Source organism: Pseudomonas sp. AC532 (assembly GCF_979258965.1).
The window spans coordinates 3,014,696-3,040,350 of the sequence record NZ_OZ409888.1 but is presented as its reverse complement, the minus strand read 5'-3'; the positions used below and the strand labels follow the sequence as shown (position 1 = coordinate 3,040,350).

At 60.1% G+C, this 25,655-nt stretch carries 24 protein-coding genes; 4 read left to right on the top strand and 20 right to left on the bottom strand.

Annotated elements, in window-relative coordinates:
- Positions 1–6: 6 nt before the first annotated feature.
- The 20 genes from ACZ0AV_RS14330 to rpmH all read right to left on the bottom strand — a co-directional run bounded on the left by ACZ0AV_RS14330 (position 7) and on the right by rpmH (position 18,826).
- The gene (locus ACZ0AV_RS14330; protein ID WP_499151646.1) at positions 7–780 is read right to left on the bottom strand and encodes a DeoR/GlpR family DNA-binding transcription regulator; all 774 of its coding nucleotides are present in this window, start codon (positions 778–780) and stop codon (positions 7–9) included.
- Positions 781–907: 127 nt separating this feature from the next.
- Positions 908–2,272, bottom strand: coding sequence for a bifunctional UDP-N-acetylglucosamine diphosphorylase/glucosamine-1-phosphate N-acetyltransferase GlmU (gene glmU, locus ACZ0AV_RS14325; RefSeq protein WP_499151645.1), 1,365 nt, complete (start codon positions 2,270–2,272; stop codon positions 908–910).
- Positions 2,273–2,388: 116 nt separating this feature from the next.
- The gene (locus ACZ0AV_RS14320; RefSeq protein ID WP_070882398.1) at positions 2,389–2,817 is read right to left on the bottom strand and encodes a F0F1 ATP synthase subunit epsilon; all 429 of its coding nucleotides are present in this window, start codon (positions 2,815–2,817) and stop codon (positions 2,389–2,391) included.
- A 42-nt stretch (positions 2,818–2,859) separates the two neighbouring features.
- On the bottom strand, positions 2,860–4,236 hold the full coding sequence (gene atpD / locus ACZ0AV_RS14315; RefSeq protein ID WP_073263617.1) for a F0F1 ATP synthase subunit beta: 1,377 nt from the start codon (positions 4,234–4,236) through the stop codon (positions 2,860–2,862).
- A gap of 45 nt (positions 4,237–4,281) precedes the next feature.
- Positions 4,282–5,142: a F0F1 ATP synthase subunit gamma gene (gene atpG / locus ACZ0AV_RS14310; protein WP_499151644.1), complete on the bottom strand. Its 861-nt coding sequence runs from the start codon at positions 5,140–5,142 to the stop codon at positions 4,282–4,284.
- Positions 5,143–5,192: 50 nt separating this feature from the next.
- Positions 5,193–6,737, bottom strand: coding sequence for a F0F1 ATP synthase subunit alpha (gene atpA, locus ACZ0AV_RS14305; RefSeq protein ID WP_465911686.1), 1,545 nt, complete (start codon positions 6,735–6,737; stop codon positions 5,193–5,195).
- 21 nt (positions 6,738–6,758) lie between these two features.
- Positions 6,759–7,295 (bottom strand): F0F1 ATP synthase subunit delta, encoded by a 537-nt coding sequence (locus tag ACZ0AV_RS14300; protein WP_499151643.1) that lies wholly within the window; start codon positions 7,293–7,295, stop codon positions 6,759–6,761.
- Positions 7,296–7,309: 14 nt separating this feature from the next.
- Entirely contained in the window at positions 7,310–7,780 is a 471-nt protein-coding gene (locus ACZ0AV_RS14295) for a F0F1 ATP synthase subunit B (protein ID WP_499151642.1), read from the bottom strand.
- 57 nt (positions 7,781–7,837) lie between these two features.
- Complete coding sequence (gene atpE, locus ACZ0AV_RS14290; protein WP_003097235.1) at positions 7,838–8,095, bottom strand: F0F1 ATP synthase subunit C; 258 nt, start codon at positions 8,093–8,095, stop codon at positions 7,838–7,840.
- A 166-nt stretch (positions 8,096–8,261) separates the two neighbouring features.
- Positions 8,262–9,131: a F0F1 ATP synthase subunit A gene (gene atpB, locus ACZ0AV_RS14285; RefSeq protein WP_499151641.1), complete on the bottom strand. Its 870-nt coding sequence runs from the start codon at positions 9,129–9,131 to the stop codon at positions 8,262–8,264.
- 31 nt (positions 9,132–9,162) lie between these two features.
- Entirely contained in the window at positions 9,163–9,555 is a 393-nt protein-coding gene (locus ACZ0AV_RS14280; RefSeq protein ID WP_499151640.1) for a F0F1 ATP synthase subunit I, read from the bottom strand.
- Between the two features lie 157 nt (positions 9,556–9,712).
- Positions 9,713–10,585, bottom strand: a complete 873-nt coding sequence (locus ACZ0AV_RS14275; RefSeq protein ID WP_499151639.1) for a ParB/RepB/Spo0J family partition protein — start codon at positions 10,583–10,585, stop codon at positions 9,713–9,715.
- Between the two features lie 11 nt (positions 10,586–10,596).
- On the bottom strand, positions 10,597–11,385 hold the full coding sequence (locus ACZ0AV_RS14270) for a ParA family protein (protein WP_499151638.1): 789 nt from the start codon (positions 11,383–11,385) through the stop codon (positions 10,597–10,599).
- A 13-nt stretch (positions 11,386–11,398) separates the two neighbouring features.
- Positions 11,399–12,046: a 16S rRNA (guanine(527)-N(7))-methyltransferase RsmG gene (gene rsmG, locus ACZ0AV_RS14265; protein WP_499151637.1), complete on the bottom strand. Its 648-nt coding sequence runs from the start codon at positions 12,044–12,046 to the stop codon at positions 11,399–11,401.
- The gene (gene mnmG / locus ACZ0AV_RS14260) at positions 12,046–13,938 is read right to left on the bottom strand and encodes a tRNA uridine-5-carboxymethylaminomethyl(34) synthesis enzyme MnmG (protein WP_499151636.1); all 1,893 of its coding nucleotides are present in this window, start codon (positions 13,936–13,938) and stop codon (positions 12,046–12,048) included. Before mnmG ends, rsmG begins: the two co-directional genes overlap by 1 nt.
- Positions 13,939–14,850: 912 nt before the next feature.
- Entirely contained in the window at positions 14,851–16,218 is a 1,368-nt protein-coding gene (gene mnmE, locus ACZ0AV_RS14255) for a tRNA uridine-5-carboxymethylaminomethyl(34) synthesis GTPase MnmE (protein WP_499151635.1), read from the bottom strand.
- Positions 16,219–16,291: 73 nt separating this feature from the next.
- Positions 16,292–18,034, bottom strand: a complete 1,743-nt coding sequence (gene yidC, locus ACZ0AV_RS14250) for a membrane protein insertase YidC (RefSeq protein ID WP_499151634.1) — start codon at positions 18,032–18,034, stop codon at positions 16,292–16,294.
- 2 nt (positions 18,035–18,036) lie between these two features.
- On the bottom strand, positions 18,037–18,282 hold the full coding sequence (yidD, locus tag ACZ0AV_RS14245; RefSeq protein ID WP_083328700.1) for a membrane protein insertion efficiency factor YidD: 246 nt from the start codon (positions 18,280–18,282) through the stop codon (positions 18,037–18,039).
- Complete coding sequence (gene rnpA / locus ACZ0AV_RS14240; protein WP_499151633.1) at positions 18,275–18,676, bottom strand: ribonuclease P protein component; 402 nt, start codon at positions 18,674–18,676, stop codon at positions 18,275–18,277. Before rnpA ends, yidD begins: the two co-directional genes overlap by 8 nt.
- A 15-nt stretch (positions 18,677–18,691) precedes the next feature.
- On the bottom strand, positions 18,692–18,826 hold the full coding sequence (gene rpmH, locus ACZ0AV_RS14235) for a 50S ribosomal protein L34 (protein ID WP_003213577.1): 135 nt from the start codon (positions 18,824–18,826) through the stop codon (positions 18,692–18,694).
- A 520-nt stretch (positions 18,827–19,346) separates the two neighbouring features.
- Between rpmH and dnaA the strand changes: the two genes are divergently transcribed.
- The 4 genes from dnaA to gyrB all read left to right on the top strand — a co-directional run bounded on the left by dnaA (position 19,347) and on the right by gyrB (position 25,636).
- Entirely contained in the window at positions 19,347–20,834 is a 1,488-nt protein-coding gene (dnaA, locus tag ACZ0AV_RS14230; protein ID WP_499151632.1) for a chromosomal replication initiator protein DnaA, read from the top strand.
- Positions 20,835–20,869: 35 nt separating this feature from the next.
- Positions 20,870–21,973 carry a DNA polymerase III subunit beta gene (dnaN, locus tag ACZ0AV_RS14225; RefSeq protein WP_499151631.1) on the top strand — a complete coding sequence of 368 codons (1,104 nt, stop codon included), beginning with the start codon at positions 20,870–20,872 and terminating at the stop codon, positions 21,971–21,973.
- 139 nt (positions 21,974–22,112) lie between these two features.
- Positions 22,113–23,222, top strand: coding sequence for a DNA replication/repair protein RecF (gene recF / locus ACZ0AV_RS14220; RefSeq protein ID WP_499151630.1), 1,110 nt, complete (start codon positions 22,113–22,115; stop codon positions 23,220–23,222).
- The gene (gyrB, locus tag ACZ0AV_RS14215) at positions 23,219–25,636 is read left to right on the top strand and encodes a DNA topoisomerase (ATP-hydrolyzing) subunit B (protein ID WP_499151629.1); all 2,418 of its coding nucleotides are present in this window, start codon (positions 23,219–23,221) and stop codon (positions 25,634–25,636) included. The genes recF and gyrB overlap by 4 nt, the downstream gene beginning before the upstream one ends.
- The last annotated feature ends 19 nt before the right edge of the window (positions 25,637–25,655 follow it).

The window sequence follows — 25,655 nt, the reverse complement described above, 5'->3', positions numbered from 1 at the left end:
TTTTCCTCAGGTAGCGTCAGCAACCGCGCAGATCAACTGAATCCCGCGGGCCAAGAGTTGTTCACGCGCCTCGTCAGCGAGGCGCTCGTCGGTAATCAGGGTATGCACGCTGCTCCAGGGCAGCTCCAGGTTGGGGATGCGCCGTCCGATCTTGTCGCTCTCGACCATGACGATCACCTCACGGGCCACTTCGGCCATCACCCGCGACAGGCCCAGCAATTCATTGAAGGTGGTTGTGCCGCGCTGCAGGTCGATGCCGTCGGCGCCGATGAACAGCTGGTCGAAATCATAGGAGCGCAGCACCTGCTCGGCGACCTGGCCCTGGAAGGAATCGGAATGCGGGTCCCAGGTGCCGCCGGTCATCAGCAGCACCGGCTCGTGCTCGATGTCGCGCAGGGCGTTGGCCACGTTCAACGAGTTGGTCATCACCACCAGCCCAGGCTTGTGGCCCAGCTCGGGAATCATTGCGGCGGTGGTGGTGCCGCTGTCGATGATGATTCGCGCGTGCTCGCGAATCCGCGCGACACCGGCGCGGGCGATGGCCTGCTTGTAGCGGGAGATCGGCTGCACGCTGTCGACGATCAGCTCCTGCGGCAGCGGCACCGCGCCGCCATAACGGCGCAGCAACAAGCCGTTGGTCTCCAGCGCGGCCAGGTCTTTGCGAATGGTCACCTCCGACGTGGCGAAACGCCTGGCCAACGCATCCACACTCACCTCGCCCTGCTCGGCGAGCAGGGCAAGAATGGTGTGGCGGCGTTGCGGTGTGTTGCGTTTCGACATACCTAAGTTTCGATTCGAAAGATAATGGCGCGAATCAAAACCTAATGAAGCGTTTGCGTCAAGCTGCAATACGGCCAAAACTTATCCACAACGTGCTGTGATGTGCTCGACAGCTGTGAATACTGGCTTATTTCTGCTTCTTGGTCGGGCGCTGCCAACCTTCGATATTGCGCTGACGACCGCGGGCGACGGCGAGATTCTGGGCTGGCACATCGCTGGTGATAACCGAGCCGGCGGCCGTGGTGACACCGTCCGCCAGGGTAACCGGGGCCACCAATGCACTGTTGGAACCTACGAAGACGTCTTCTCCCATCACCGTACGGTGCTTGTTGGCACCGTCGTAGTTACAGGTGATGGTGCCGGCACCGATATTGGTGCGCGCGCCAATTTCGGCATCGCCCAGGTAGCTCAGGTGGCCGGCCTTGGCACCCTCACCCAGCACGGCATTCTTCAACTCCACGAAGTTACCCACATGAGCCTTGGTGCCCAGCACGCTGCCGGGGCGCAGACGGGCGAACGGACCGCAATCGGCCCCCTCACCCATTTCGGCGCCTTCCAGGTGGCTGTTGGCCTTGACGATCGTACCCTTGCGCAGGGTGCTGTCCTTGATCACGCAGTTGGGGCCGATCTGCACGTCATCTTCGATGACCACGCGGCCTTCGAGGATCACATTGACGTCGATGGTCACGTCGCGGCCCACGCTGACCTCACCCCTCACATCGAAGCGCGCCGGGTCGATCAGGGTCACGCCCTGCGCCATCAAGCGGCGCGCGGCACGGTACTGATAGTGGCGCTCGAGCTGCGCCAGCTGGATGCGGTCATTGGCGCCCAGCACTTCCATCTCGTCAGCCGCGCGTTCGGTGGCCACCACCAGGCCGTCGGCCACCGCCATGGCGATCACGTCGGTAAGGTAGTACTCACCCTGGGCATTGCTGTTGGACAGCCGCCCCAGCCAGTCGGCCAGGCGCTTGCCCGGTACGGCGAGAATGCCGGTATTGCCTTCACGGATCTGCCGCTGGGCGTCGCTGGCGTCCTTGTGCTCGACGATGGCCTGGACCACGCCCTGCTGGTCACGAACGATGCGCCCATAGCCGGTCGGGTCGGCCAGCTCGACGGTGAGCAGGCCCAGCTGGCCTACGTTGACCAGGGCCAGCAGGCGCTGCAGGGTCGCGGCCTCGATCAGCGGCACGTCGCCATAGAGGATCAGCACGGTATCGGCGCTGAGCTGCGGCAGCGCCTGAGCCACCGCGTGGCCGGTGCCGAGCTGCTCGGCCTGGATGACGAAATTCAGGTCGTCGGCCGCCAGTCGCTCGCGTACCTTTTCGGCGCCATGGCCGATCACTACCTGAACGCTCTGTGGCTGCAGCGTGCGGGCGGTGTCGATGACGTGACCGAGCATGGATTTCCCGGCTACCGGGTGCAGTACCTTTGGCAGCGCGGAGCGCATGCGGGTGCCTTGGCCGGCGGCGAGGATGACGATATCGAGGGACATGGCGGGCGATTCCTTGGCAATCCCGACGCACGAGTCGTACGGGAAATAAAACGGCAGAAAAGCAAAAGGGTAGCCAAGGCTACCCTTTTACCAAGCAACGATGAAGCCCAGTGGTATCAGCTACCGCCGAACTTCTTGCGCATTTGCTGGACGGTGCGCAGCTGAGCTGCAGCCTCGGCCAGACGAGCAGCGGCAGAACCGTAGTCGAACTCGGAACCTTGCTCGCTCAGTGCTTTCTCGGCAGCCTTGACGGCTTCCTGAGCAGAGGCTTCGTCGAGGTCGGCAGCACGTTGCACGGTATCGGCAAGTACCTTGACCATGCTCGGCTGCACTTCGAGGAAGCCACCAGAGATGTAGAACACCTCGGTGTCGCCACCCTGCTTGACCAGACGAATCGGGCCCGGCTTGAGGTCGGTGATCAGCGGCGCGTGGCCTGGGGAAATCCCCAGATCGCCCAGGTTGCCGTGGGCGATCACCATTTCGACCAGACCGGAGAAGATCTCGCCTTCTGCGCTGACGATGTCGCAATGGACTGTCATAGCCATATCTAGCCTCACGTAAGCGCCCGTTGCCGGGCGCACGGGTGATTACAGTTTCTTCGCTTTCTCGATGGCTTCTTCGATGCCGCCGACCATGTAGAACGCCTGCTCCGGCAGGTGATCGTACTCACCTTTGAGGATGCCGCTGAAACCAGCGATGGTGTCCTTCAGGGAAACGTACTTGCCTGGCGAACCGGTGAAGACTTCGGCCACGAAGAACGGCTGGGACAGGAAGCGCTGGATCTTACGAGCACGGGATACCAGCTGCTTGTCTTCTTCCGACAGTTCGTCCATGCCGAGGATCGCGATGATGTCCTTCAGCTCTTTGTAGCGCTGCAGCACGTACTGAACGCCGCGAGCGGTGTCGTAGTGCTCCTGGCCGATCACGTTCGGGTCCAGCTGGCGCGAGGTCGAGTCCAGTGGATCGACCGCCGGGTAGATACCCAGGGAGGCGATGTCACGGGACAGTACGACGGTGGCGTCCAAGTGGGCGAAGGTGGTCGCCGGGCTCGGGTCGGTCAGGTCGTCCGCAGGTACGTAGACGGCCTGGATCGAGGTGATCGAACCGGTCTTGGTCGAAGTGATACGCTCTTGCAGAACGCCCATTTCTTCGGCCAGGGTCGGCTGATAACCCACGGCGGACGGCATACGGCCGAGCAGTGCGGATACTTCGGTACCGGCCAGGGTGTAGCGGTAGATGTTGTCCACGAAGAACAGAACATCACGGCCTTCGTCACGGAACTTCTCGGCCATCGTCAGGCCGGTCAGTGCTACGCGCAGACGGTTGCCTGGTGGCTCGTTCATCTGACCGTAGACCAGCGCTACCTTGTCGAGAACGTTGGAATCCTTCATCTCGTGGTAGAAGTCGTTACCCTCACGAGTACGCTCACCCACACCGGCGAACACGGAATAACCGCTGTGCTCGATGGCGATGTTACGGATCAGTTCCATCATGTTTACGGTCTTGCCTACACCGGCACCACCGAACAGACCGACTTTACCGCCCTTGGCGAACGGGCAGACCAGGTCGATGACCTTGATGCCGGTTTCCAGCAGCTCGTTGGAGCCAGCCTGTTCGGCATAGGTCGGCGCAGGACGGTGAATGCCCCAACGCTCTTCTTCGCCAATCGGGCCCGCTTCGTCGATCGGGTTGCCCAGTACGTCCATGATGCGGCCCAGGGTTTTCACCCCGACCGGTACCTGGATGCCTGCGCCAGTGCTGTCGACGTCCAGACCACGTTTCAGGCCTTCGGTCGAACCCATCGCAATGGTACGTACCACGCCGTCGCCCAGCTGCTGCTGGACTTCCAGAGTGGTTTCGGCGCCGACTACTTTCAGCGCTTCATAAACACTCGGCACCTTGTCACGCGGGAATTCCACGTCGATGACGGCGCCGATGATTTGAACGATACGTCCGCTACTCATCTTTGATTCCTCTGACTTGTTCAACCGTTCTAGACGGTTGAACCGTTAAACCGCGGCAGCGCCGCCGACGATTTCCGAAATTTCCTGGGTGATCGCTGCCTGACGAGCCTTGTTGTAAACCAACTGCAGGTCTTTGATGATGTCGCCAGCGTTGTCGGTGGCATTCTTCATCGCGATCATCCGCGCGGCCTGTTCGGCTGCGTTGTTCTCGACCACTGCCTGGTACACCTGCGACTCCACGTAGCGCACCATCAGCCCGTCAAGCAGCTGCTTGGCGTCGGGTTCGTACAGGTAATCCCAGTGGTGCTTCAGCTCCTGATCCGAGTCGGCAACCAGTGGAATCAACTGCTCCACGGTCGGCTTCTGGGTCATGGTGTTGATGAACTTGTTGGAAACCACGGACAATCGGTCGATGCGCCCTTCCAGGTAAGCATCGAGCATCACCTTGACGCTACCGATCAGATCATTGATCGACGGTTCTTCGCCGAGGTGGCTGATCGCAGCGACGACGTTGCCACCAAAGTTGCGGAAGAATGCCGCGCCCTTGCTGCCAACCACGCAGAGATCGATCTCCACGCCGCGCTCGCGGTTTGCCGACATGTCCTTGACCAAAGCCTTGAACAGGTTGGTATTCAAGCCACCGCACAGACCACGGTCCGAACTCACCACCACATAACCGACGCGCTTGACTTCGCGTTCGATCATGAAGGGATGATGGTATTCCGGGTTGGCGTTGGCCAAATGACCAATTACCTGGCGGATACGCTCCGCGTAGGGACGGCTAGCTGACATGCGCTGTTGTGCCTTGCGCATCTTGCTGACCGCCACCTTTTCCATGGCGCTGGTGATCTTCTGCGTGCTTTTGATGCTCGCAATCTTGCTGCGAATCTCTTTTGCGCCTGCCATTTCACACCTATCGGGTTAGCAGGCGGGCGCCGATGGGCGCCCGCTGCGGCTTACCAGGTTTGGGTGGCTTTGAACTTCTCGATACCGGCTTTCAGCTGGCCATCGATGTCGTCATTGAAGTCACCCTTCTCGTTGATCTTCGCCATCAGATCGGCGTGATCACGGTTGAAGAAGGCGATCAGAGCCTGTTCGAAGCTGATGATCTTGGCGACTTCGATGTCGGTCAGGAAACCACGCTCAGCGGCATACAGCGACAGCGCCATGTCCGCGATGGACATCGGTGCGTACTGCTTCTGCTTCATCAGCTCGGTGACGCGCTGGCCGTGCTCAAGCTGCTTGCGGGTGGCTTCGTCCAGGTCAGAGGCGAACTGGGCGAATGCCGCCAGTTCACGGTACTGAGCCAGAGCGGTACGGATACCACCGGAGAGCTTCTTGATGATCTTGGTCTGCGCAGCACCACCCACACGGGATACCGAGATACCGGCGTTGACGGCCGGACGGATACCCGAGTTGAACATGGCCGATTCCAGGAAGATCTGACCATCGGTGATCGAAATCACGTTGGTCGGAACGAACGCGGAAACGTCGCCAGCCTGGGTTTCGATGATCGGCAGAGCGGTCAAAGAACCGGTCTTGCCCGTCACGGCGCCATTGGTGAACTTCTCGACGTACTCTTCGGAAACGCGCGATGCGCGCTCCAGCAGACGGCTGTGGAGATAGAACACGTCGCCCGGGTAGGCTTCACGGCCTGGCGGACGGCGCAGCAGCAGGGAAATCTGGCGGTAAGCCACTGCTTGCTTGGACAGATCGTCATAAACGATCAGCGCGTCTTCACCGCGGTCACGGAAGTATTCGCCCATGGTGCAGCCGGCGTAAGGAGCCAGGAACTGCAGCGCAGCGGATTCGGAAGCCGAGGCAGCCACCACGATGGTGTTGGCCAGGGCGCCGGACTCTTCCAGTTTGCGAACCACGTTGGCGATGGTCGACTGCTTTTGACCGATGGCAACGTAGACGCAGAAGATGCCGCTCTTCTTCTGGTTGATGATGGCGTCGACTGCCAGGGCAGTCTTACCGATCTGACGGTCACCGATGATCAGCTCACGCTGGCCACGGCCTACCGGGATCATGGCATCGACCGATTTGTAGCCGGTTTGCACCGGCTGGTCGACCGACTTACGCCAGATCACGCCCGGTGCGACTTTTTCCACTGCATCGGTAGCCTGAGCGTTGATCGGGCCTTTGCCATCGATCGGGTTGCCCAGTGCGTCGACGACGCGACCCAGCAGTTCCGGACCAACCGGGACTTCCAGGATGCGGCCGGTGCACTTGGCGCTCATGCCTTCGGCGAGGGTGGTATAGGCACCCAGCACAACGGCACCGACGGAGTCTTGCTCCAGGTTCAGTGCCATACCGTAGACGCCGCCCGGGAACTCGATCATTTCGCCGTACATGACGTCGGCGAGACCGTGAATGCGCACGATACCGTCAGACACGCTGACGACGGTGCCTTCGTTGCGGGCTTGGGAAGAGACGTCGAGTTTCTCGATACGTCCCTTGATGATTTCACTAATTTCGGAAGGATTGAGTTGCTGCATAGCTCTGCTGCCCCTTCAAACTCAAGATTTCAATGCTTCGGCCAGCTTCGCGATTTTGCCGCGAACTGAGCCATCGATAACCAGGTCGCCGGCGCGGATTACGACGCCACCAATCAAGGTGGAGTCCTCCGCAGCGTGCAGGCGCACTTCCCGGCCGAGCCGTGCACTGAGAACCTTGGCGAGTTTGTCTTGCTGTTCATCGCTCAATGCAAAGGCACTGGTAACGTCCACGTCGATCGACTTCTCCTGCTCGGCCTTGTACAGCTCGAACAGTTCGAAGATTTCCGGCAACAGGGCCAGACGATCATTCTCTGCGACTACGTGGATGAAATTGCGCACCTGGGCGTCGAACTTGTCACCACACACCTCGACGAAGGTGGTGGCCTTGTCTGTACTCGTCAAACGCGGGGCCTTGAACACGCGCTGCAGGGTGGCGTCCTGAGACACCGCCGCTGCCAGGCCGAGCATGGCTGACCAAGAGGCCAGCTGCTGGTGGGCCTGGGCGTATTCGAAAGCCGCCTTGGCATAAGGTCGGGCCAACGTGGTCAGTTCTGCCATGATCGCGCCCTCGCTTAAATTTCGGCGGCCAGTTTGGAAACCAGCTCCGCATGCGCGTTTTGGTCGATGGATGCGCCCAGGATCTTCTCGGCACCGCCGACGGCCAGAGCACCCACTTGGGCACGCAGGGCGTCTTTGACGCTGTTGATTTCCTGTTCGATCTCGGCCTGAGCCTGAGCCTTCACACGATCCGCTTCGACGCGAGCCTGATCTCGGGCTTCATCGACGATCTGGGTCGCGCGTTTCTTGGCTTGCTCAATGATCTCAGCAGCCTGTGTCTTGGCTTCGCGCAGTTGCTGACCCGCTTTCTCTTGGGCCAACTCCAAATCACGAGCCGCACGACTGGCAGCATCCAGACCTTCTGCAATCTTCTTCTGACGTTCCTGCAAAGCCGCAATGACCGGAGGCCACACGAACTTCATGCAGAACAGCACGAAGATGAAGAAGGCAACGGACTGGCCAATCAGGGTTGCATTAATGTTCACGCCAACACCTCGCTCGTTCGTTGTCCATCACACCAATCAACTCGACAATTCGAGTGATCAGCCAGCGATTTGACCAACGAAGGGGTTCGCGAAGGTGAAGAACAGTGCGATACCAACACCGATCATGGTCACGGCGTCGAGCAGGCCGGCGACGATGAACATTTTCACTTGCAGCATTGGGACCATTTCCGGCTGACGCGCAGCGCCTTCCAGGAACTTGCCGCCCAGCAGGCCGAAGCCAATGGCGGTACCCAGAGCGCCCAGGCCAATCAGCAGAGCAACAGCGATCGCGGTCAGACCAACTACAGTTTCCATCTTTCCTCCCGACTTTTTACGTCGTATTGGTTAAGGTTTTTCTAAGGGTAAAGCGGTAAAGCAAAACCGTTACTTCCAGTGCCCTTGCGGGCGTTCCAGCCGAGGCCGGAATCCACCGAAAACGCCGCGCATCCGACCAGCAAGGCAGAGGATGCGCGTCACGCCATCAGTGGCTGTCTTCGTGCGCCATCGACAGGTAGACGATGGTCAGCATCATGAAGATGAAGGCCTGCAGCGTGATGATGATCAGGTGGAACACTGCCCAGGCCCACTGCAGGACGCCTGCCAGTGCTGCCAACAGAATGCCGCCGCCGAACATGACCGCGATGAGGATGAAGATCAGCTCGCCGGCATACAGGTTGCCGAACAGACGCAGTGCCAGGGAAATCGGCTTGGCGATCAGGGTCACGAACTCCAGCAGGAGGTTGACCGGGATCAGCAGGATTTTCACGAAGATGTTCTTGGCGCTGAACGGGTGCAGGGTCAGCTCGCCCAGGAAGCCGCCGATGCCCTTGACCTTGATGCTGTAGAAAATGATCAGCGCGAACACCGACAGGGCCATACCCAGGGTCGCATTCGGGTCGGTGGTCGGCACGGCGCGGAAGAACAGGTGATCGTTGCCCGCAATCTTCGCGGCTGCGACCGGAATCCAGTCCACCGGCACCAGGTCCATCAGGTTCATCAGGAAGATCCAGACGAAGATGGTCAGGGCCAGCGGCGCAATCAGCGCGTTGCGGCCGTGGAAGGTGTCCTTGACGCTGCCGTCGACGAACTCGACCAGCACCTCGACGAAGTTCTGCAGGCCACCAGGCTGGCCCGAGGTAGCGCGGGTAGCGGCAGCCTTGAACAGCAGGATGAAGACCAGGCCCAGCACCACCGAGATACCCAGGGTATCGAGGTGGAACGCCCAGAAGCCCATTTCTTTGGCTTCTTCAGCGGAGTGAGCGAACCCCCAGCCATTCACCGGATGCTGACCATAGGTCAGGTTCTGCAAGTGATGCTGGATATAACCCGAAGCGGTTTCTGCAGCTGCCATAAATCCCTCAAACGCTCTAAGGCTTTAAAAGTTATCTCGTCATCAGCAAGGGTGCGAACCAGTTGACCAATTGGGTCAGCAGGAATACGCCAAACAACGCCAGCGCATCCAAAGGCTTCACACCTGCAAACACCAGCGCAAAAAGCACCGCTGTCAGAACCAGTTTCCCGGCTTCGCCGGCGTAGAACGACCGGACGATAGCCTGAGCCGCCCGCGCTCCGGAGAACCGGAATGCCTTGTGGGCGAAGTACACATTCGGCAGCCAGGCGATCAGCCCGCCATACAGACCCGAGTATCCGCCGACCGCTCCCCGCCAGTGCCAGCAGGCAGCGGCCAGTAGCAGTGCCACGGTCAGTTGCGCCACGAGAACGGGAAACACCGGCAGGCGATGGAACGGCAGGCGTTTTGGCGTGCGTAAATCCATCGTTTTTCCCGGTAAATCGTAACCAGACATCGTTACCAAGCTAATCAATAACTTGGCACATTTTGTGCCGCCGAAATGCGCGCAGAGTATAGGGGTGGTTCCCCCCCGTTCAACTGCCCCAAAGTCTTTTCGCACTAGTGCTGCGCGGGCAATTGTTTCAGCGGATGTGGGCGAGAACGCCCTGCAGTTCATCGAGGGAGTTGTAACGGATGACCAGTTGGCCTTTGCCCTTCTGACCATGCTTGATCTGTACCGGAGAGCCCAGACGCTCAGCCAGGCGCTGTTCGAGGCGACTGATGTCCGGATCGGTCTTCACCGGCATGACCGGCTTTTCCTGGGTGTTCAACCACTGCCGCACCAGGGCTTCGGTCTGACGGACGGTCAGGCCTCGTGCGACAACATGTCGCGCACCTTCGGTCTGCTGTTCGGCGGCCAGGCCCAGCAATGCGCGAGCGTGGCCCATCTCCAGGTCCCCATGGGAAAGCAGGGTTTTCACCTCTTCCGGCAGGGCAATCAGGCGTAGCAGGTTGGTGATGGTCACCCGCGACTTGCCAACGGCCTCGGCAACCTGTTGCTGGGTCAGCTGGAACTCCTGCTGCAGGCGCTGCAGGGCCATGGCTTCTTCGATCGGGTTGAGGTCTTCGCGCTGAATGTTCTCGATGAGCGCCATGGCAATGGCCGCTTCGTCCGGCAGTTCACGGACCAGCGCCGGAATACGTTCCAAACCGGCCTGCTGGGTCGCCCGCCAGCGACGCTCACCTGCGACGATTTCGAAGCGCCCTTCGCCTACCGGACGCACCACGATGGGCTGCATCACACCATGGGTCTTGATCGATTGGGCCAACTCTTCGAGGGCGGTGACATCCATGTCGCGGCGCGGCTGATACTTGCCCCGCTGGATCAGGTCCAGGGGCAGGTGCTGCAGCTCGCTGGTATCGGCCTTGACCGCTTCCTCTTCAAGGGCGTCGACACTCGAGCCTCCCAACAGGGCGTCCAGGCCTCGTCCCAGCCCACGTTTCTTGGCGGCCATGCACAGATTCCTTATACGGTTGCGGTGTGGGCGTTCGCACGCTGCCGGCGAACCAGTTCGCCAGCCAGCGCCAGGTAGGCGATCGCACCACGGGATTGCTTGTCGTAGACCAGCGCCGGCATGCCGAAACTCGGCGCTTCGGCCAGTCGCACGTTACGCGGAATCACGGTTTGATAGAGCGTGTCGGGGAAATGTTCCTTGAGCTGCGCCGATACATCGTTGGTCAGGCTGATGCGCGGGTCGTACATGGTGCGCAACAGCCCTTCGATCTTCAACGACGGATTGAGCAGCTTGCCGATGCGCTGGATGCTGTTGACCAGATCGCTCAGCCCCTCCAGCGCGTAGTACTCGCACTGCATGGGGATGATCACCCCATCGGCTGCGACCAAGGCGTTGACGGTGAGCATGGACAGCGCTGGCGGGCAGTCGATGAGGATGTAGTCGTAGTTCTCGCGGATCGGCGCCAGCGCGTACCGCAGGCGGCTTTCCTTCATCTTCATTTCCAGCAGCGACACTTCCGCGGCGGTCAGGTCGCGGTTGGCGGGCAGCAGCTGGTAGCCGCCGTGCTCGGAGAACTGCATGGCCTCGACCAGGTTGCACTCGCCGACCAGCACGTCGTAGATGGAGTGCTCCAGCGCCTGTTTGTCGACGCCGCTGCCGGTGGTGGCGTTGCCCTGCGGGTCGAGGTCGATGAGCAGCACACGGCGTTTGGTCGCAACCAGGGAAGCCGCCAGGTTGATGCAGGTCGTGGTCTTGCCCACGCCGCCTTTCTGGTTGGCGATTGCGAATACTTTAGCCATGTTGCCCTTCCCCCTAAACCGAGCGACGCAGTATCAACAGATGGCGTTGACCTTGGCAACCGGGAACCTTGAGCACGTGGGTGGCAGTGAGGCGGAAGTCCGCGGGCAACGCCTGCAGTTCGTCGTCCGGATGCACACCTTTCATCGCCAGCCACTGGGTCTGGGTATCGCCAAGGTGGCGCGTCCAGTTGGAAAAATCTTCGAGCGAGCTGAAAGCCCGAGAGCAGATACCGCTGAATGGCTGTTCAGGCGTGAAGGCTTCCACCCGACTGTGGATAACTTCCAGGTTGGCCAGCTTCAGCTCGAGTTTGACCTGCGTCAGAAAGCGGGTTTTCTTGCCGTTGGAATCGAGCAGCGTGAAGCGACGCTCCGGAAACAGAATGGCCAGCGGTATGCCAGGCATGCCACCGCCACTGCCAACGTCCAGCCAGTTATCCCCAGCCTCCTCGACATAGGGCACCACACTGAGGCTGTCGAGCAAGTGCCGCGAGACCATCTCGTCGGGGTCACGTACCGCCGTCAGGTTGTAGGCCTTGTTCCACTTGATCAGCAATGCCAGGTAGCCAAGCAGTTGCGCATGCTGCTGCTCGGTCACCCTGACGCCCAGTTCGCGGGCGCCCTGCTGCAGTTCTTCGCCGTGGCGAGTGGTCACGGCGGACATCAAGCGGTCTGCTCCAGCTGGCGACCGGCGCCGCGTTTCTTCAGGTGGATCAGCAACAGGGATATCGCTGCGGGTGTAACGCCCGGGATCCGCGAGGCCTGGCCGAGAGTCTGCGGCCTGGCGTTGCCGAGCTTGTGCTGGATCTCCTTGGACAGCCCGGAAATCGTCGCGTAGTCGATATCCACCGGCAGCGCGGTTTCCTCACTGGCACGCAGCCGAGCGATCTCGTCCTGCTGCCGCTCGATATAGCCGGCGTACTTGGTCTTGATTTCTACCTGCTCGGCAACCTGCGGGTCTTCGGCACCTGCACCGGTCACTTCGACCAGGCCGACGTAGTCGATCTCCGGTCGCGACAGCAGGTTGAGCAGATTGTATTCGTGGGTCAGCGGCGTGCCAAAACGTTCGACGATGGCATCGCCCTGCGGCGTGCTCGGGCGTACCCAGGTGCTTTTCAGGCGCTGCTCTTCCGTGGCGATGCTTTCGCGCTTGGCCTCGAATGCCGCCCAGCGAGCGTCGTCGACCAGGCCCAGCTCGCGGCCCTTCTCGGTCAGGCGCAGATCGGCGTTGTCTTCACGCAGGATCAGGCGGTACTCGGCCCGCGAGGTGAACATGCGGTACGGCTCCTGGGTACCCAGGGTGATCAGGTCGTCGACCAGCACGCCGATGTAGGCCTCGTCGCGCCGTGGGCACCAGCTGTCGCGGCCCTGGGCGCGCAATGCGGCATTTGCACCGGCCAGCAGGCCCTGGGCGCCGGCTTCTTCGTAACCGGTGGTGCCGTTGATCTGGCCGGCGAAGAACAGACCTGCGATGACCTTGGTTTCGAGGCTGTACTTCAGATCACGCGGATCGAAATAGTCGTACTCGATGGCGTAGCCGGGACGCACGATATGAGCGTTCTCCATGCCGCGGATGCTCTGCACGATCTGCAACTGCACGTCGAACGGCAGCGAGGTGGATATCCCGTTGGGGTACAGCTCATGAGTGGTCAGGCCTTCCGGCTCGATGAACACCTGGTGGCTGTCCTTGTCGGCGAAGCGGTGAATCTTGTCTTCGATCGACGGGCAGTAACGCGGCCCTACACCTTCGATGACCCCGGAATACATCGGCGAACGGTCGAGGTTGGCGGCGATGATTTCGTGGGTACGGGCGTTGGTGTGAGTGATCCAGCAGCTCACCTGACGTGGGTGCTGCTGCTTGTTGCCCATGAACGACATCACCGGAATGGGCGTATCGCCCGGCTGCTCGGTCATCACCGAGAAGTCCACCGAACGACCATCGATGCGTGGCGGCGTGCCGGTTTTCAAGCGTCCAACGCGCAGCGGCAATTCACGCATGCGTTTGGCGAGGGCATTCGAAGGTGGGTCGCCAGCACGGCCGCCGGAATAGTTTTGCAGGCCGATGTGGATAAGTCCGCCGAGGAAGGTGCCGGTGGTCAGCACCACCGAGTCGGCATGGAAACGCAGCCCCATTTGGGTGACCACGCCTTTGACTTCGTCCTGCTCGACGATCAGGTCGTCTGCAGCCTGCTGGAATATCCACAGGTTGGGCTGGTTTTCGAGAATTTCGCGTACCGCAGCTTTGTAGAGGATGCGATCAGCCTGGGCACGTGTCGCACGTACCGCTGGGCCCTTGCGGCTGTTGAGCACACGAAACTGGATGCCGCCCAGGTCGGTGGCAGTCGCCATGGCGCCACCGAGGGCATCGATTTCCTTGACCAGGTGGCTTTTGCCGATACCGCCGATGGCCGGGTTGCAGCTCATCTGCCCGAGGGTTTCCACGTTATGGGTCAGCAGCAGGGTTTTCACGCCCATGCGCGCCGCTGCAAGCGCGGCCTCGGTACCGGCATGGCCGCCGCCGATGACGATCACCTGAAAACGGGAAGGGAAATCCACCACGCACCTCGTGCCTGTTCAGAAAGGGAGCTTTTGATTGGAAAGCTTGAAAGGGCGGCAAGTATAGGGATTTAGGAGGGGTGAAAGAAGCCTTTTGCACAAAAAATAGCCAATCGCTCGTCAGTGCTTACCGGTCAGTCTTGCTGGGCAACTGCTCAGGTTCACGGCGCTCCTGACTGCTCAGCGAGACGGGAGATAAATAAAATAGAAAAGAATGATTTTTTTAAAAGGCTTGTTTTTATGTTTATAAATGGTCTCGGACATTTCTGTGGATACATTGCTACAGGCTAGTAAGGACGTGATCTACAGCGATGTATGAAAGCGCGATTATCCTGGGCGGAGGGTGTTAGATAGCGGTTGGCAGCCTGTGTGTAAAAGCACTTGTTATCCACAGGGTGGTTTATCCCTAGCTTTGTCACCGGGTTATGGGCATAGCTCAGAGGCGGTTGTCCACAGGCCTTATTTGGCTGTTGAAATCTCCGACCGGTAGGAAACAAGCCTGCGAGACGGGAGCGTGGTGGGCAAAAGACTGATCGCGTGCACACAGCATTGGCCGGGAATGACCGTTGGGAGTGAGCAACGCTGGAGAGTTGGGAGGGTTAAGGCCGATCTTTTTTACGGAAGATTGACTGGCCTGAATGGGCAAGCCACGACCTATGTAGGAACGTCACCCCAGCGTGATGCCAGTGTGGCCAGCGCGATGCGTCTCATGCCTATTCGCCGCGGGGTTGCGGCTTCTGCAGCTCAGCGAAGCCGCTGATACTTGCGAGCCAGGTGCTTGACTGAAAGGCATCAACACCGAGTCAGGCCGCTAGCTGGAACGCCTGTGTGTCCTGGGGATAACTGGAGGTCAGCCCGTGGCCAGGCGACCGAGCGGGAGCTTCGCGCCAGCTACAAAGCCCCCGAGAATGCTTATTTACCGATGCAGAAGCTCGAGAAGATGCGCCCCAGCAAGTCGTCGGAGCTGAAGGCACCGGTAATCTCGCCTAGCGCCTGCTGGGCCTGGCGCAGGTCTTCGGCTAGCAACTCGCCTGCGCCCGCCAGGGTCAACTGAGCGTGGCCATGGTCCAGATGACGCTGGGCCTGGTGCAGCGCATCCAGGTGGCGACGGCGAGCGCTGAAGCCGCTCTCCACAGTCTGTTGGAAGCCCATGCAGGCTTTCAGGTGTTCACGCAGCAGTTCCAGGCCTTCGCTGGACTTGGCCGACAGCACCAGCGTGGCATGGCCGTCATCGCTGATCTGTAGACCGACTGCTTCTGCCGACAGGTCTGCCTTGTTACGTATCAGCGTGACCCGGGCAGGGTCTGGCCGTTGCTCGAGAAACTCCGGCCACAGCGCAAACGGGTCGCTGGCCTCGGGTGCGGTGGAGTCGACCACCAACAGCACGCGGTCCGCTTCGCCAATTGCCTTCAACGCGCGCTCCACGCCAATCCGCTCGACCTGGTCGTCGGTATCGCGCAGCCCCGCGGTATCCACCACATGCAGCGGCATGCCGTCGATGTGGATATGTTCGCGCAGCACGTCCCGTGTGGTGCCGGCGACATCGGTGACGATGGCGGCCTCACGCCCGGCCAAGGCGTTGAGCAGGCTGGACTTGCCGGCATTCGGGCGACCAGCGATGACCACGTTCATTCCATCGCGTAGCAGCGCGCCTTGGCCAGCTTCGCGTAACACTGTGGATAACTTGTCACGTACGTAATCGAGCAGCCTCAGCACATGGCCATCGGCGAGAAAATCGATCTCTTCCTCGGGAAAGTCGATGGCGGCCTCCACGTAGATGCGCAGGCTGATCAACTGTTCGGTGAGCGTGTGCACACGCTTGGAGAATTCACCTTGCAGCGAGCGCACGGCGTTGCGCGCTGCCTGTGCGGAGCTCGCCTCGATCAGATCAGCGATCGCTTCTGCCTGTGCCAGGTCGAGTTTGTCGTTGAGGAATGCACGTTCGCTGAATTCGCCCGGCCGAGCCTGGCGGGCACCTAGCTCCAGACTGCGCTGCAACAGCATGTCCAGCACAACCGGACCGCCATGCCCCTGCAGCTCGAGCACGTCTTCACCGGTGAAGGAGTTGGGCCCGGGGAAGAACAGCAGCAGGCCTTCGTCGATCACCTCGCCGGAGTCGTCATGCCAGGCACCGTAGTGCGCATGCCGGGGCGTCGGCTCGATACCACTCAGGGTGATGGCGATCATCCGTGCGCGAGGCCCGGAGACCCGTACGATGCCCACGCCACCGCGACCCTGAGCGGTAGCGACGGCGGCGATGGTTTCACGGGGTATGGACATAAATCTCTCCAAACGCTGGATAGCAGAACGCCCCACGAGGGGGCGTTCTGTGTAGCTCGTAAAGCGTAGTGGATCAGGCTGCGGAAACCTTGGTCTGCGCTTCGATCTTGCGGGTAATGTACCACTGCTGGGCGATGGACAGGACGTTGTTGACCACCCAGTACAGCACCAGGCCCGCCGGGAACCACAGGAAGAAGAAGGTGAAAATGATCGGCATCATCTTCATCACGCGGGCCTGCATGGGGTCCGGCGGCGTCGGGTTCAGCTGCTGCTGGATGAACATGGTAGCGCCCATGATGATCGGCAGGATGAAGTACGGATCCTTGATCGACAGGTCGGTGATCCACAGGATCCACGGCGCCTGACGCATTTCGACGGATTCCAGCAGAGTCCAGTACAGGGCCAGGAACACGGGCATCTGCACCAGGATTGGCAGGCAGCCGCCGAGCGGATTGATCTTTTCCTTCTTGTACAGCTCCATCATCGCCTGGGACATCTTCTGGCGATCGTCACCGAATTGTTCTTTCAGCGCCTGCAGACGGGGCGAGACGGCACGCATGCGCGCCATGGAACGGTAGCTAGCAGCCGAAAGCGGGAAGAACGCCAGCTTGATGATCAGCGTCAGCACGATGATCGAGAAGCCCCAGTTACCGAGCAGGTTGTGGATATGTTCCAGCAACCAGAAGATCGGCTCGGCGAGGAACCACAGGATGCCGTAGTCGACGGTCTTGTCCAGGCCCGGCGACAGCGCGGCGAGGTCCTTCTGGATTTTCGGGCCGGCATACAGGGTGGTGCTGGCCTGAGCTTCGGCGCCGGCCGGGATGTTCAGGGCCGGGCCGGTATAGCCGATGATGTAGTTGCCCTGGCTGTCCTTGCGGGTCTGTACCAGGTTGGTGTCATCCTTCGAGGGAATCCAGGCAGTCACGAAGTAGTGCTGCAGCCAGGCGATCCAGCCGCCTTGCACGGTTTCCTTCAGGCCCTGCTTGTCGATGTCCTTCATCGACACTTTGGTGTACGGCTTCTCGGCGGTCCACAGTGCTGCACCCAGGTAGGTAGCAGTCCCGGTGGCGGTGCTGGAAGATGGGTCACCACTGTTGTCGCGCTTGAGCTGGGCGAACAGGTTACCGGTCCAGGCGTTCCCGCTCTGGTTGTCGATCAGGTAGGTCACACCGATCTGGTAGCCATTGCCGGTGATGCAACCGGCTTTCTTCTGCTCCACTTCTTTGGCCGAGCAACTGGTATCAAGACCACGGTTGAAGGTGAAACGCTTGATGTAGTTGACGCCGGCTTCGCTGAAGCTCAGGTCGACCACCAGTTGGTCCTGACCATCGGCCAGCTGGTAGACGCGCTGCTCACTGTTGTACAGCGGGCGGCCATTGGCGCGGGCATCCGGGCCGTTGGTGCCGGTCAGGCCACTCTGCGCCAGATACAGGTTCTCGCTGCCGTTGTCGAACAACTGGAAGGGAACATCAGGATGATCCTGGCGACGCGGGTAGTGCGGTAGCTTGAGGCTGACCACATCACCACCGCGCGGATCGATGGCCAGATCCAGAACGTCGGTTTTAACCTGGATCAGCGCATCGCTGACAGCGACGGCCTCCACCGGGCTTGGATCGGTGCCGTCGGCGTTGGCGGCCGTCGGGACATCGTCGTTGCTGGCAACGGAGGCGGTTTCCGGCAAGCCCGGTGCGGCTTTGCTGGTAGAAGCTGTCTGATTCGGCAGAGCGGCCTGGCCATAGTCCTGGTTCCATTGGAGAACCATCATGTAGGACACGACTGCCAGGGCGACGATCAGGATCGAGCGTTTGATATCCATGATTATTCGGCCATCGAAGAGGATCGGGAGTGTTTCGCGGGGGGCACCGGATCGTAGCCTCCGGGATGCCAGGGGTGACAGCGTCCCAGACGACGAACGGTCAGCCAGCCACCACGCAGGACGCCATGGCTTTCGATGGCTTCAAGCGCGTAGCAGGAACAAGTGGGGTAGAAACGACAATGACTGGCCATCATTGGACTGATGGCGTACTGGTAAAACCGGATTGGAGCTTGAACCAGTTTACGCATGGGGATTGTCGTTCACCCCGGTCTGGGCATCGGCCTGTTGGGCAGGTTTGCTGCGCGCCAGGCGCTTCCACAGCTTGCCGAACTGTTGCGACAGTTCGGCGTTCTGCAGGTCACCCAGGCCCTTGCGCGCGACCACCACGATGTCCCAGCCGACCAGGCTGTCCTGGTTGAGGCGGAACGATTCGCGGATCTGGCGCTTCAGGCGGTTGCGCTCAACGGAGAGCTTGACGCTCTTCTTGCCGATCACCAGACCTAGGCGTGAATGATCAAGCTCATTGTTGCGCGCAAGCAGCAGGACACTCTTGCCCGGCGCTTTGCCACTGGGAGAGTCGAAGACCGCCTTGAATTGCCGGGGAGTTAGCAGGCGCTTCTCCCGGCCGAAGCCTCGACTCACCACAAGACTGGAAAATCAGACTGCGAGGCGAGCACGGCCCTTGGCGCGACGACGCGACAGGACGGCACGGCCGTTCTTGGTGGCCATGCGAGCACGGAAACCGTGGGTACGAGCGCGTTTGATGGTGCTGGGTTGGAAAGTGCGTTTCATGATGCGGTTACCTGGTTGTCGACAACGGACCGGAATGGTCCCCGTTTTAAGAGACCGGCGATTCTAGAGAAAGCCGCAGGCCAGGTCAATTTCCAACCAGCTGTTTTGCGTATAGAGAAATATAAAGGAAAGAATCTTTTAAGAAAGGCTTGTTATGGTTTCTATAAATGCTGCACGCCTTTTCTGTTGATAAGTGCCTGAAGGCCTTGTGTGATTAGACCTGTAGCGGTTCGAAACCCTGTCAGAAAACGGTGTCGCGGTTGTGCGGAGGGTGGGCACAAGCTGGGGGCAACTGGGCTATTTACCCACAGGGTGGTTATCCACCGTGTTTTACCCTGGGTTGCGCACTGAGTTCAGTGGACTTTATCCACAGGGTTCAAAGTTGTTCAGCCGACGTATGGTGACCTGCATAACACATTGATTTGCCGTGGCCGTGGGGGTGATCCTATGTGGATAACTCGGGCCATCGAGGCTACAATAGCGGCTGTTTTTGCTCAGCGCTTTTGATCAGGGGATGTCCGTGTCCGTGGAACTTTGGCAGCAGTGCGTGGAACTTCTGCGCGACGAACTGCCTGCCCAGCAATTCAACACCTGGATCCGTCCGCTACAGGTAGAGGCCGAGGGCGATGAGCTGCGTGTCTACGCGCCCAATCGCTTCGTGCTCGACTGGGTCAATGAAAAGTACATGGGCCGTATGCTCGAGCTGCTCGGCGAACGTGCCAGCGGCCTGGTGCCTGCCATATCCCTGTTGATAGGCAGCCGCCGCAGCTCGGCGCCGCGCGCGGTGCTTACCCCCTCGCCATCCGTGTCCAGTTCCAGCTATAACAGCCCCGCCGCTGCTGCGCCGCCAGTCAGTGCGCCGCCGCCAAAACCACCGGTACAGGCCGAGCCCTCGCGGGCCAGTTTCGATTCGATGGCCGGTGCTGCAGCCAGCGTAGCGCCTTCGCGGGGTGAGCGTAACGTGCAGGTAGAAGGTGGCCTCAAGCACACCAGCTATCTCAACCGGACCTTCACTTTCGACAATTTCGTCGAGGGCAAATCGAACCAGTTGGCTCGCGCCGCAGCCTGGCAGGTCGCGGATAACCCCAAGCACGGGTACAACCCGCTCTTCCTTTATGGTGGAGTCGGCCTCGGCAAGACCCACCTCATGCACGCCGTCGGCAACCACCTGCTGGCCAAGAACCCGAATGCCAAGGTGGTTTACCTGCATTCGGAGCGGTTCGTGGCCGACATGGTCAAAGCATTGCAGCTCAATGCCATCAACGAATTCAAGCGCTTCTACCGTTCGGTGGATGCGCTGCTGATCGACGACATCCAGTTCTTCGCCAAGAAGGAACGCTCCCAGGAAGAGTTCTTCCACACCTTCAATGCCTTGCTCGAGGGCGGTCAGCAGGTGATCCTCACCAGCGACCGCTACCCCAAGGAGATCGAAGGCCTGGAAGAGCGTCTGAAGTCGCGCTTCGGCTGGGGCCTGACCGTAGCGGTCGAGCCGCCCGAGCTGGAAACCCGCGTGGCGATCCTGATGAAGAAGGCCGACCAGGCCAGGGTCGACTTGCCCCACGATGCCGCGTTCTTCATCGCCCAGCGCATTCGCTCCAACGTGCGTGAACTGGAAGGCGCATTGAAACGGGTGATCGCCCATTCGCACTTCATGGGCCGCGATATCACCATCGAGCTGATTCGCGAGTCGCTGAAGGATCTGCTGGCCCTGCAGGACAAGCTGGTCAGTATCGACAATATTCAGCGCACCACCGCCGAGTACTACAAGATCAAGATCTCCGATCTGTTGTCCAAACGTCGTTCGCGTTCAATCGCCAGGCCGCGTCAGGTGGCCATGGCGCTGTCCAAGGAATTGACCAACCACAGCCTGCCGGAAATCGGCGTGGCCTTCGGTGGGCGTGATCACACCACGGTGTTGCATGCCTGTCGTAAGATTGCTGAACTTAGGGAGTCCGACGCGGATATCCGCGAGGATTACAAGAACCTGCTGCGTACACTGACCACTTGATACGCAACTCCATGCACGAGGCAAGGGACTAGACCATGCACTTCACCATTCAACGCGAAGCCCTGTTGAAACCCCTGCAACTGGTCGCCGGCGTCGTGGAACGCCGCCAGACCTTGCCGGTTCTGTCCAACGTTCTGCTGGTCGTCGAAGGCCAGCAGCTGTCGCTGACCGGCACAGACCTCGAGGTCGAACTGGTGGGGCGCGTGGCACTGGAAGACGCTGCCGAACCGGGCGAGATCACCGTACCGGCGCGCAAGCTGATGGATATCTGCAAAAGCTTGCCCAGCGATGCGCTGATCGACATTCGCGTCGATGAGCAGAAGTTGCTGGTCAAGGCGGGTCGCAGCCGTTTCACCCTGTCCACGCTGCCTGCCAATGATTTCCCTACCGTCGAGGAAGGCCCCGGTTCGCTGACCTTCAGCCTGGTGCAGAGCAAGCTGCGCCGTCTGATCGAGCGTACCAGCTTCGCCATGGCCCAGCAGGACGTGCGTTACTACCTCAACGGCATGCTCCTGGAAGTGCAGACCGGCGTACTGCGCGCAGTCGCTACCGACGGCCATCGCCTGGCGATGTGCTCCATGGAAGCCAGCATCGAGCAGGTCGAACGTCATCAGGTGATCGTCCCCCGCAAGGGTATTCTGGAGCTGGCCCGCCTGCTCACCGAGCAGGACGGCAGCGTCAGCATCGTGCTGGGCCAACACCACATTCGCGCCACCACGGGTGAGTTCACCTTCACCTCGAAACTGGTGGATGGCAAGTTCCCGGATTACGAGCGCGTACTGCCCCGTGGCGGCGACAAGCTGGTGGTCGCCGACCGTCAGGGCCTGCGTGAGGCGTTCAGCCGCACCGCTATTCTCTCCAACGAGAAGTACCGCGGCATCCGCCTGCAACTGGCTGCCGGCCTGCTGAAAATTCAGGCCAACAACCCGGAACAGGAAGAAGCGGAAGAAGAGATCGCCGTCGACTACAACGGTGGTTCGCTGGAGATCGGTTTCAACGTCAGCTACCTGCTCGACGTGTTGGGCGTGATGACTACCGAGCAGGTTCGCCTGATTCTGTCCGACTCCAACAGCAGTGCGCTGGTGCAGGAAGCTGACAACGATGATTCCGCTTACGTGGTCATGCCGATGCGCCTGTAAGCTTCGCTGCCGTTAAGGCAAACCGGGCGTCATTGAAATCAGCTTTGGTATGTTCGGATCAGGTCCTGGTCCGCTACATCCAAAGCTGATTTCGTTTCTGCCGCTCTATTTTTTCGCCTCTCTTTCTACGGCCCGCTTCATGTCCCTGATTCGCATCAACCTGACTGCCGTGCGCAACCTAGAGCCAGCAACGCTGACACCCTCCCCGCGCATCAACATCCTGTATGGCGCCAATGGCAGTGGAAAGACCAGTGTGCTCGAAGGCATTCATCTGCTCGGTCTGGCGCGTTCGTTTCGCAGTGCAAGGCTGTTACCGGTGATTCAGTACGAGCAGCAGGTATGCACCCTGTTTGGTCAGGTCAGCCTGAGCGATGGTCGGCAAAGCAATCTGGGTGTTTCACGGGATCGCCAAGGCGATTTTCAGATTCGCATCGACGGGCAAAACGCGCGCAGCGCAGCGCAGCTTGCCGAGACGCTACCCCTGCAATTGATCAACCCGGACAGCTTTCGACTGCTCGAAGGCTCGCCGAAGATCCGCCGTCAGTTTCTCGATTGGGGAGTGTTCCACGTGGAACCTCGCTTTCTCCCCGCCTGGCAGCGCCTGCAGAAGGCCCTCAAGCAGCGGAACTCGTGGCTTCGCCGTGGTACACTTGATGCCGTTTCTCAAGCGGCCTGGGATCGCGAGTTGTGCCTGGCCAGCGATGAAATAGACGGTTATCGGCGATCCTACATACAGCAGTTGAAGCCCGTCTTCGAGCGCACCCTCAGTGAGTTGGTTGAATTGCAGGGGCTGACGCTGAGCTACTACCGGGGGTGGGATAAAGACCGTCCCTTGAATGAAGTGCTTACGTCATCCCTGCTGCGTGATCAGCAGATTGGGCATACCCAGTCCGGCCCACAAAGAGCAGATCTGAGGCTGCGGTTGGGCGCGCACAATGCAGCGGACATCTTGTCCCGCGGCCAGCAGAAACTGGTGGTGTGTGCCTTGAGGATCGCCCAGGGGCATTTGGTTGATCAGGCCAAGCGCGGCCAGTGCATCTATCTGGTGGATGACTTGCCGTCAGAACTGGATGAACAGCATCGTCGCGCCTTGTGCCGTTTATTGGAAGATTTGAACTGCCAGGTTTTCATCACCTGTGTAGACCATGAATTGTTGAGCGATGGCTGGCAAGCGGATACGCCGGTTTCCATGTTCCACGTGGAACATGGACGTATCACCCAGACTTCGACTACCGGGAGTGAAGCATGAGCGAAAACCAAACGTACGACTCCAATAACATTAAGGTCCTCAAGGGCCTGGATGCCGTACGCAAGCGGCCTGGTATGTACATCGGCGATACCGATGACGGCAGCGGTCTGCACCATATGGTCTTCGAGGTGGTCGATAACTCCATCGACGAAGCGTTGGCGGGGCATTGCAGCGAGATCACCATCACCATCCATCCGGATGAGTCGATCAGTGTGCGCGATAATGGCCGCGGCATTCCGGTTGATGTCCACAAGGAAGAAGGTGTCTCCGCGGCCGAGGTCATCATGACCGTGCTGCATGCCGGCGGTAAATTCGACGACAACAGCTACAAGGTTTCGGGTGGCCTGCACGGTGTAGGTGTTTCGGTCGTTAACGCCCTCTCCAAGGAGCTTGTGCTGACGATCCGCCGCAGCGGCAAGATCTGGGAACAGACCTACGTGCATGGCGTGCCGCAAGCGCCGATCGCAGCTGTTGGTGACAGCGATACCACAGGTACGCAGATCCATTTCAAACCGTCTGAAGACACCTTCGCCAACATTCATTTCAGCTGGGACATCCTGGCCAAGCGTCTGCGTGAGCTGTCGTTCCTGAACTCCGGCGTCGGCATCCTCCTGAAGGACGAGCGCACCGCCAAGGAAGAACTGTTCAAATACGAGGGCGGCCTGCGTGCATTCGTTGAATACCTGAACGTCAACAAGACGGCCGTGAACCAGGTGTTCCACTTCTCCGTACAGCGTGACGACGGCGTGGGTGTAGAGGTGGCGCTGCAGTGGAACGACAGCTTCAACGAGAACCTGCTGTGCTTCACCAACAACATTCCTCAGCGTGACGGTGGTACCCATTTGGCGGGTTTCCGTTCGGCGCTGACGCGTAACCTGAACAACTACATCGAGCAGGAAGGGCTGGCCAAGAAGCACAAGGTCGCGACCACCGGTGACGATGCTCGTGAAGGCTTGACCGCGATCATCTCGGTCAAGGTTCCAGACCCGAAATTCAGCTCGCAGACCAAGGACAAGCTGGTCTCCTCCGAGGTGAAAACCGCGGTCGAGCAGGAAATGGGCAAGTACTTCTCCGACTTCCTGCTGGAGAACCCCAACGAAGCGAAGGCTGTTGTCGGCAAGATGATCGACGCCGCCCGTGCCCGTGAAGCGGCGCGTAAAGCCCGTGAGATGACTCGCCGTAAAGGCGCACTGGATATCGCAGGCCTGCCGGGCAAACTGGCCGACTGCCAGGAGAAGGACCCTGCCCTCTCCGAACTGTACATCGTGGAGGGTGACTCCGCGGGCGGTTCTGCCAAGCAGGGCCGCAACCGCAAGACCCAGGCGATCCTGCCGCTCAAGGGCAAGATCCTCAACGTCGAGAAAGCGCGCTTCGACAAGATGATTTCCTCTCAGGAAGTCGGCACGCTGATCACCGCCCTGGGCTGTGGCATCGGCCGCGAGGAATACAACATCGACAAGCTGCGCTACCACAACATCATCATCATGACCGATGCCGACGTCGACGGTTCGCACATCCGTACCCTGCTACTGACCTTCTTCTTCCGTCAGCTGCCCGAGCTGGTCGAGCGTGGTTACATCTACATTGCCCAGCCGCCGCTGTACAAGGTCAAGAAAGGCAAGCAGGAGCAGTACATCAAGGACGACGAGGCCATGGAGGAATACATGACCCAGTCGGCCCTGGAAGACGCCAGCCTGCACGTCAACGAGAGTGCGCCGGGCCTCTCAGGCAGCTCTCTGGAGCGCCTGGTCAACGATTACCGCCTGGTGATGAAGACCCTCAAGCGTCTGTCGCGCCTGTACCCGATGGAGCTTACCGAGCATTTCGTCTACCTGCCGGGCGTGAGCAACGAGCAGATGGCCGACAAGGCCGCGATGGAAAGCTGGCTGGCCCTGTTCGACGCCCGCCTGAAAACCATGGAAAAGTCCGGCCTGGCCTACAAGACCAGCCTGCGTGAAGACCAGGAACGTCACCTGTGGCTGCCGGTGGTGGAGCTGATCTCCCATGGCAACTCCAGCTACATCACCTTCAACCGCGACTTTTTCACCAGCAACGATTACAAGACGGTCACCACCCTTGGCGATCAGTTGAACAGCCTGCTGGAAGAAGGTGCCTACGTGCAGCGCGGCGAGCGCAAGAAGCCGGTCAGCACCTTCAAGGAAGGCCTGACCTGGTTGATGACCGAAAGCACCAAGCGCCACAGTATCCAGCGATACAAGGGGCTGGGCGAAATGAACCCGGATCAGCTGTGGGAAACCACCATGGACCCTGAAGTACGCCGCATGCTCAAGGTGCGCATCGAAGATGCCATCGCCGCGGACCAAATCTTCAACACCCTGATGGGGGACGAAGTCGAGCCGCGCCGCGACTTCATCGAGACCAACGCCCTGGCGGTGTCCAACCTCGACGTTTGATAGCCTGTCGCAGTGCATG

Coding starts and splice junctions, on each gene's coding strand:
- gyrB (WP_499151629.1), top strand. CDS start 23,219: ATGAGCGAAAACCAAACGTACGACTCCAATAACATTAAGGTCCTCAAG.
- atpG (WP_499151644.1), bottom strand. CDS start 5,142: ATGGCAGGCGCAAAAGAGATTCGCAGCAAGATTGCGAGCATCAAAAGC.
- atpE (WP_003097235.1), bottom strand. CDS start 8,095: ATGGAAACTGTAGTTGGTCTGACCGCGATCGCTGTTGCTCTGCTGATT.
- ACZ0AV_RS14280 (WP_499151640.1), bottom strand. CDS start 9,555: ATGGATTTACGCACGCCAAAACGCCTGCCGTTCCATCGCCTGCCGGTG.
- ACZ0AV_RS14300 (WP_499151643.1), bottom strand. CDS start 7,295: ATGGCAGAACTGACCACGTTGGCCCGACCTTATGCCAAGGCGGCTTTC.
- atpA (WP_465911686.1), bottom strand. CDS start 6,737: ATGCAGCAACTCAATCCTTCCGAAATTAGTGAAATCATCAAGGGACGT.
- mnmE (WP_499151635.1), bottom strand. CDS start 16,218: ATGTCCATACCCCGTGAAACCATCGCCGCCGTCGCTACCGCTCAGGGT.
- ACZ0AV_RS14330 (WP_499151646.1), bottom strand. CDS start 780: ATGTCGAAACGCAACACACCGCAACGCCGCCACACCATTCTTGCCCTG.
- atpD (WP_073263617.1), bottom strand. CDS start 4,236: ATGAGTAGCGGACGTATCGTTCAAATCATCGGCGCCGTCATCGACGTG.
- atpB (WP_499151641.1), bottom strand. CDS start 9,131: ATGGCAGCTGCAGAAACCGCTTCGGGTTATATCCAGCATCACTTGCAG.
- dnaN (WP_499151631.1), top strand. CDS start 20,870: ATGCACTTCACCATTCAACGCGAAGCCCTGTTGAAACCCCTGCAACTG.
- yidD (WP_083328700.1), bottom strand. CDS start 18,282: ATGCGTAAACTGGTTCAAGCTCCAATCCGGTTTTACCAGTACGCCATC.
- ACZ0AV_RS14320 (WP_070882398.1), bottom strand. CDS start 2,817: ATGGCTATGACAGTCCATTGCGACATCGTCAGCGCAGAAGGCGAGATC.
- recF (WP_499151630.1), top strand. CDS start 22,113: ATGTCCCTGATTCGCATCAACCTGACTGCCGTGCGCAACCTAGAGCCA.
- ACZ0AV_RS14270 (WP_499151638.1), bottom strand. CDS start 11,385: ATGGCTAAAGTATTCGCAATCGCCAACCAGAAAGGCGGCGTGGGCAAG.
- glmU (WP_499151645.1), bottom strand. CDS start 2,272: ATGTCCCTCGATATCGTCATCCTCGCCGCCGGCCAAGGCACCCGCATG.
- rpmH (WP_003213577.1), bottom strand. CDS start 18,826: ATGAAACGCACTTTCCAACCCAGCACCATCAAACGCGCTCGTACCCAC.
- rsmG (WP_499151637.1), bottom strand. CDS start 12,046: ATGTCCGCCGTGACCACTCGCCACGGCGAAGAACTGCAGCAGGGCGCC.
- yidC (WP_499151634.1), bottom strand. CDS start 18,034: ATGGATATCAAACGCTCGATCCTGATCGTCGCCCTGGCAGTCGTGTCC.
- ACZ0AV_RS14275 (WP_499151639.1), bottom strand. CDS start 10,585: ATGGCCGCCAAGAAACGTGGGCTGGGACGAGGCCTGGACGCCCTGTTG.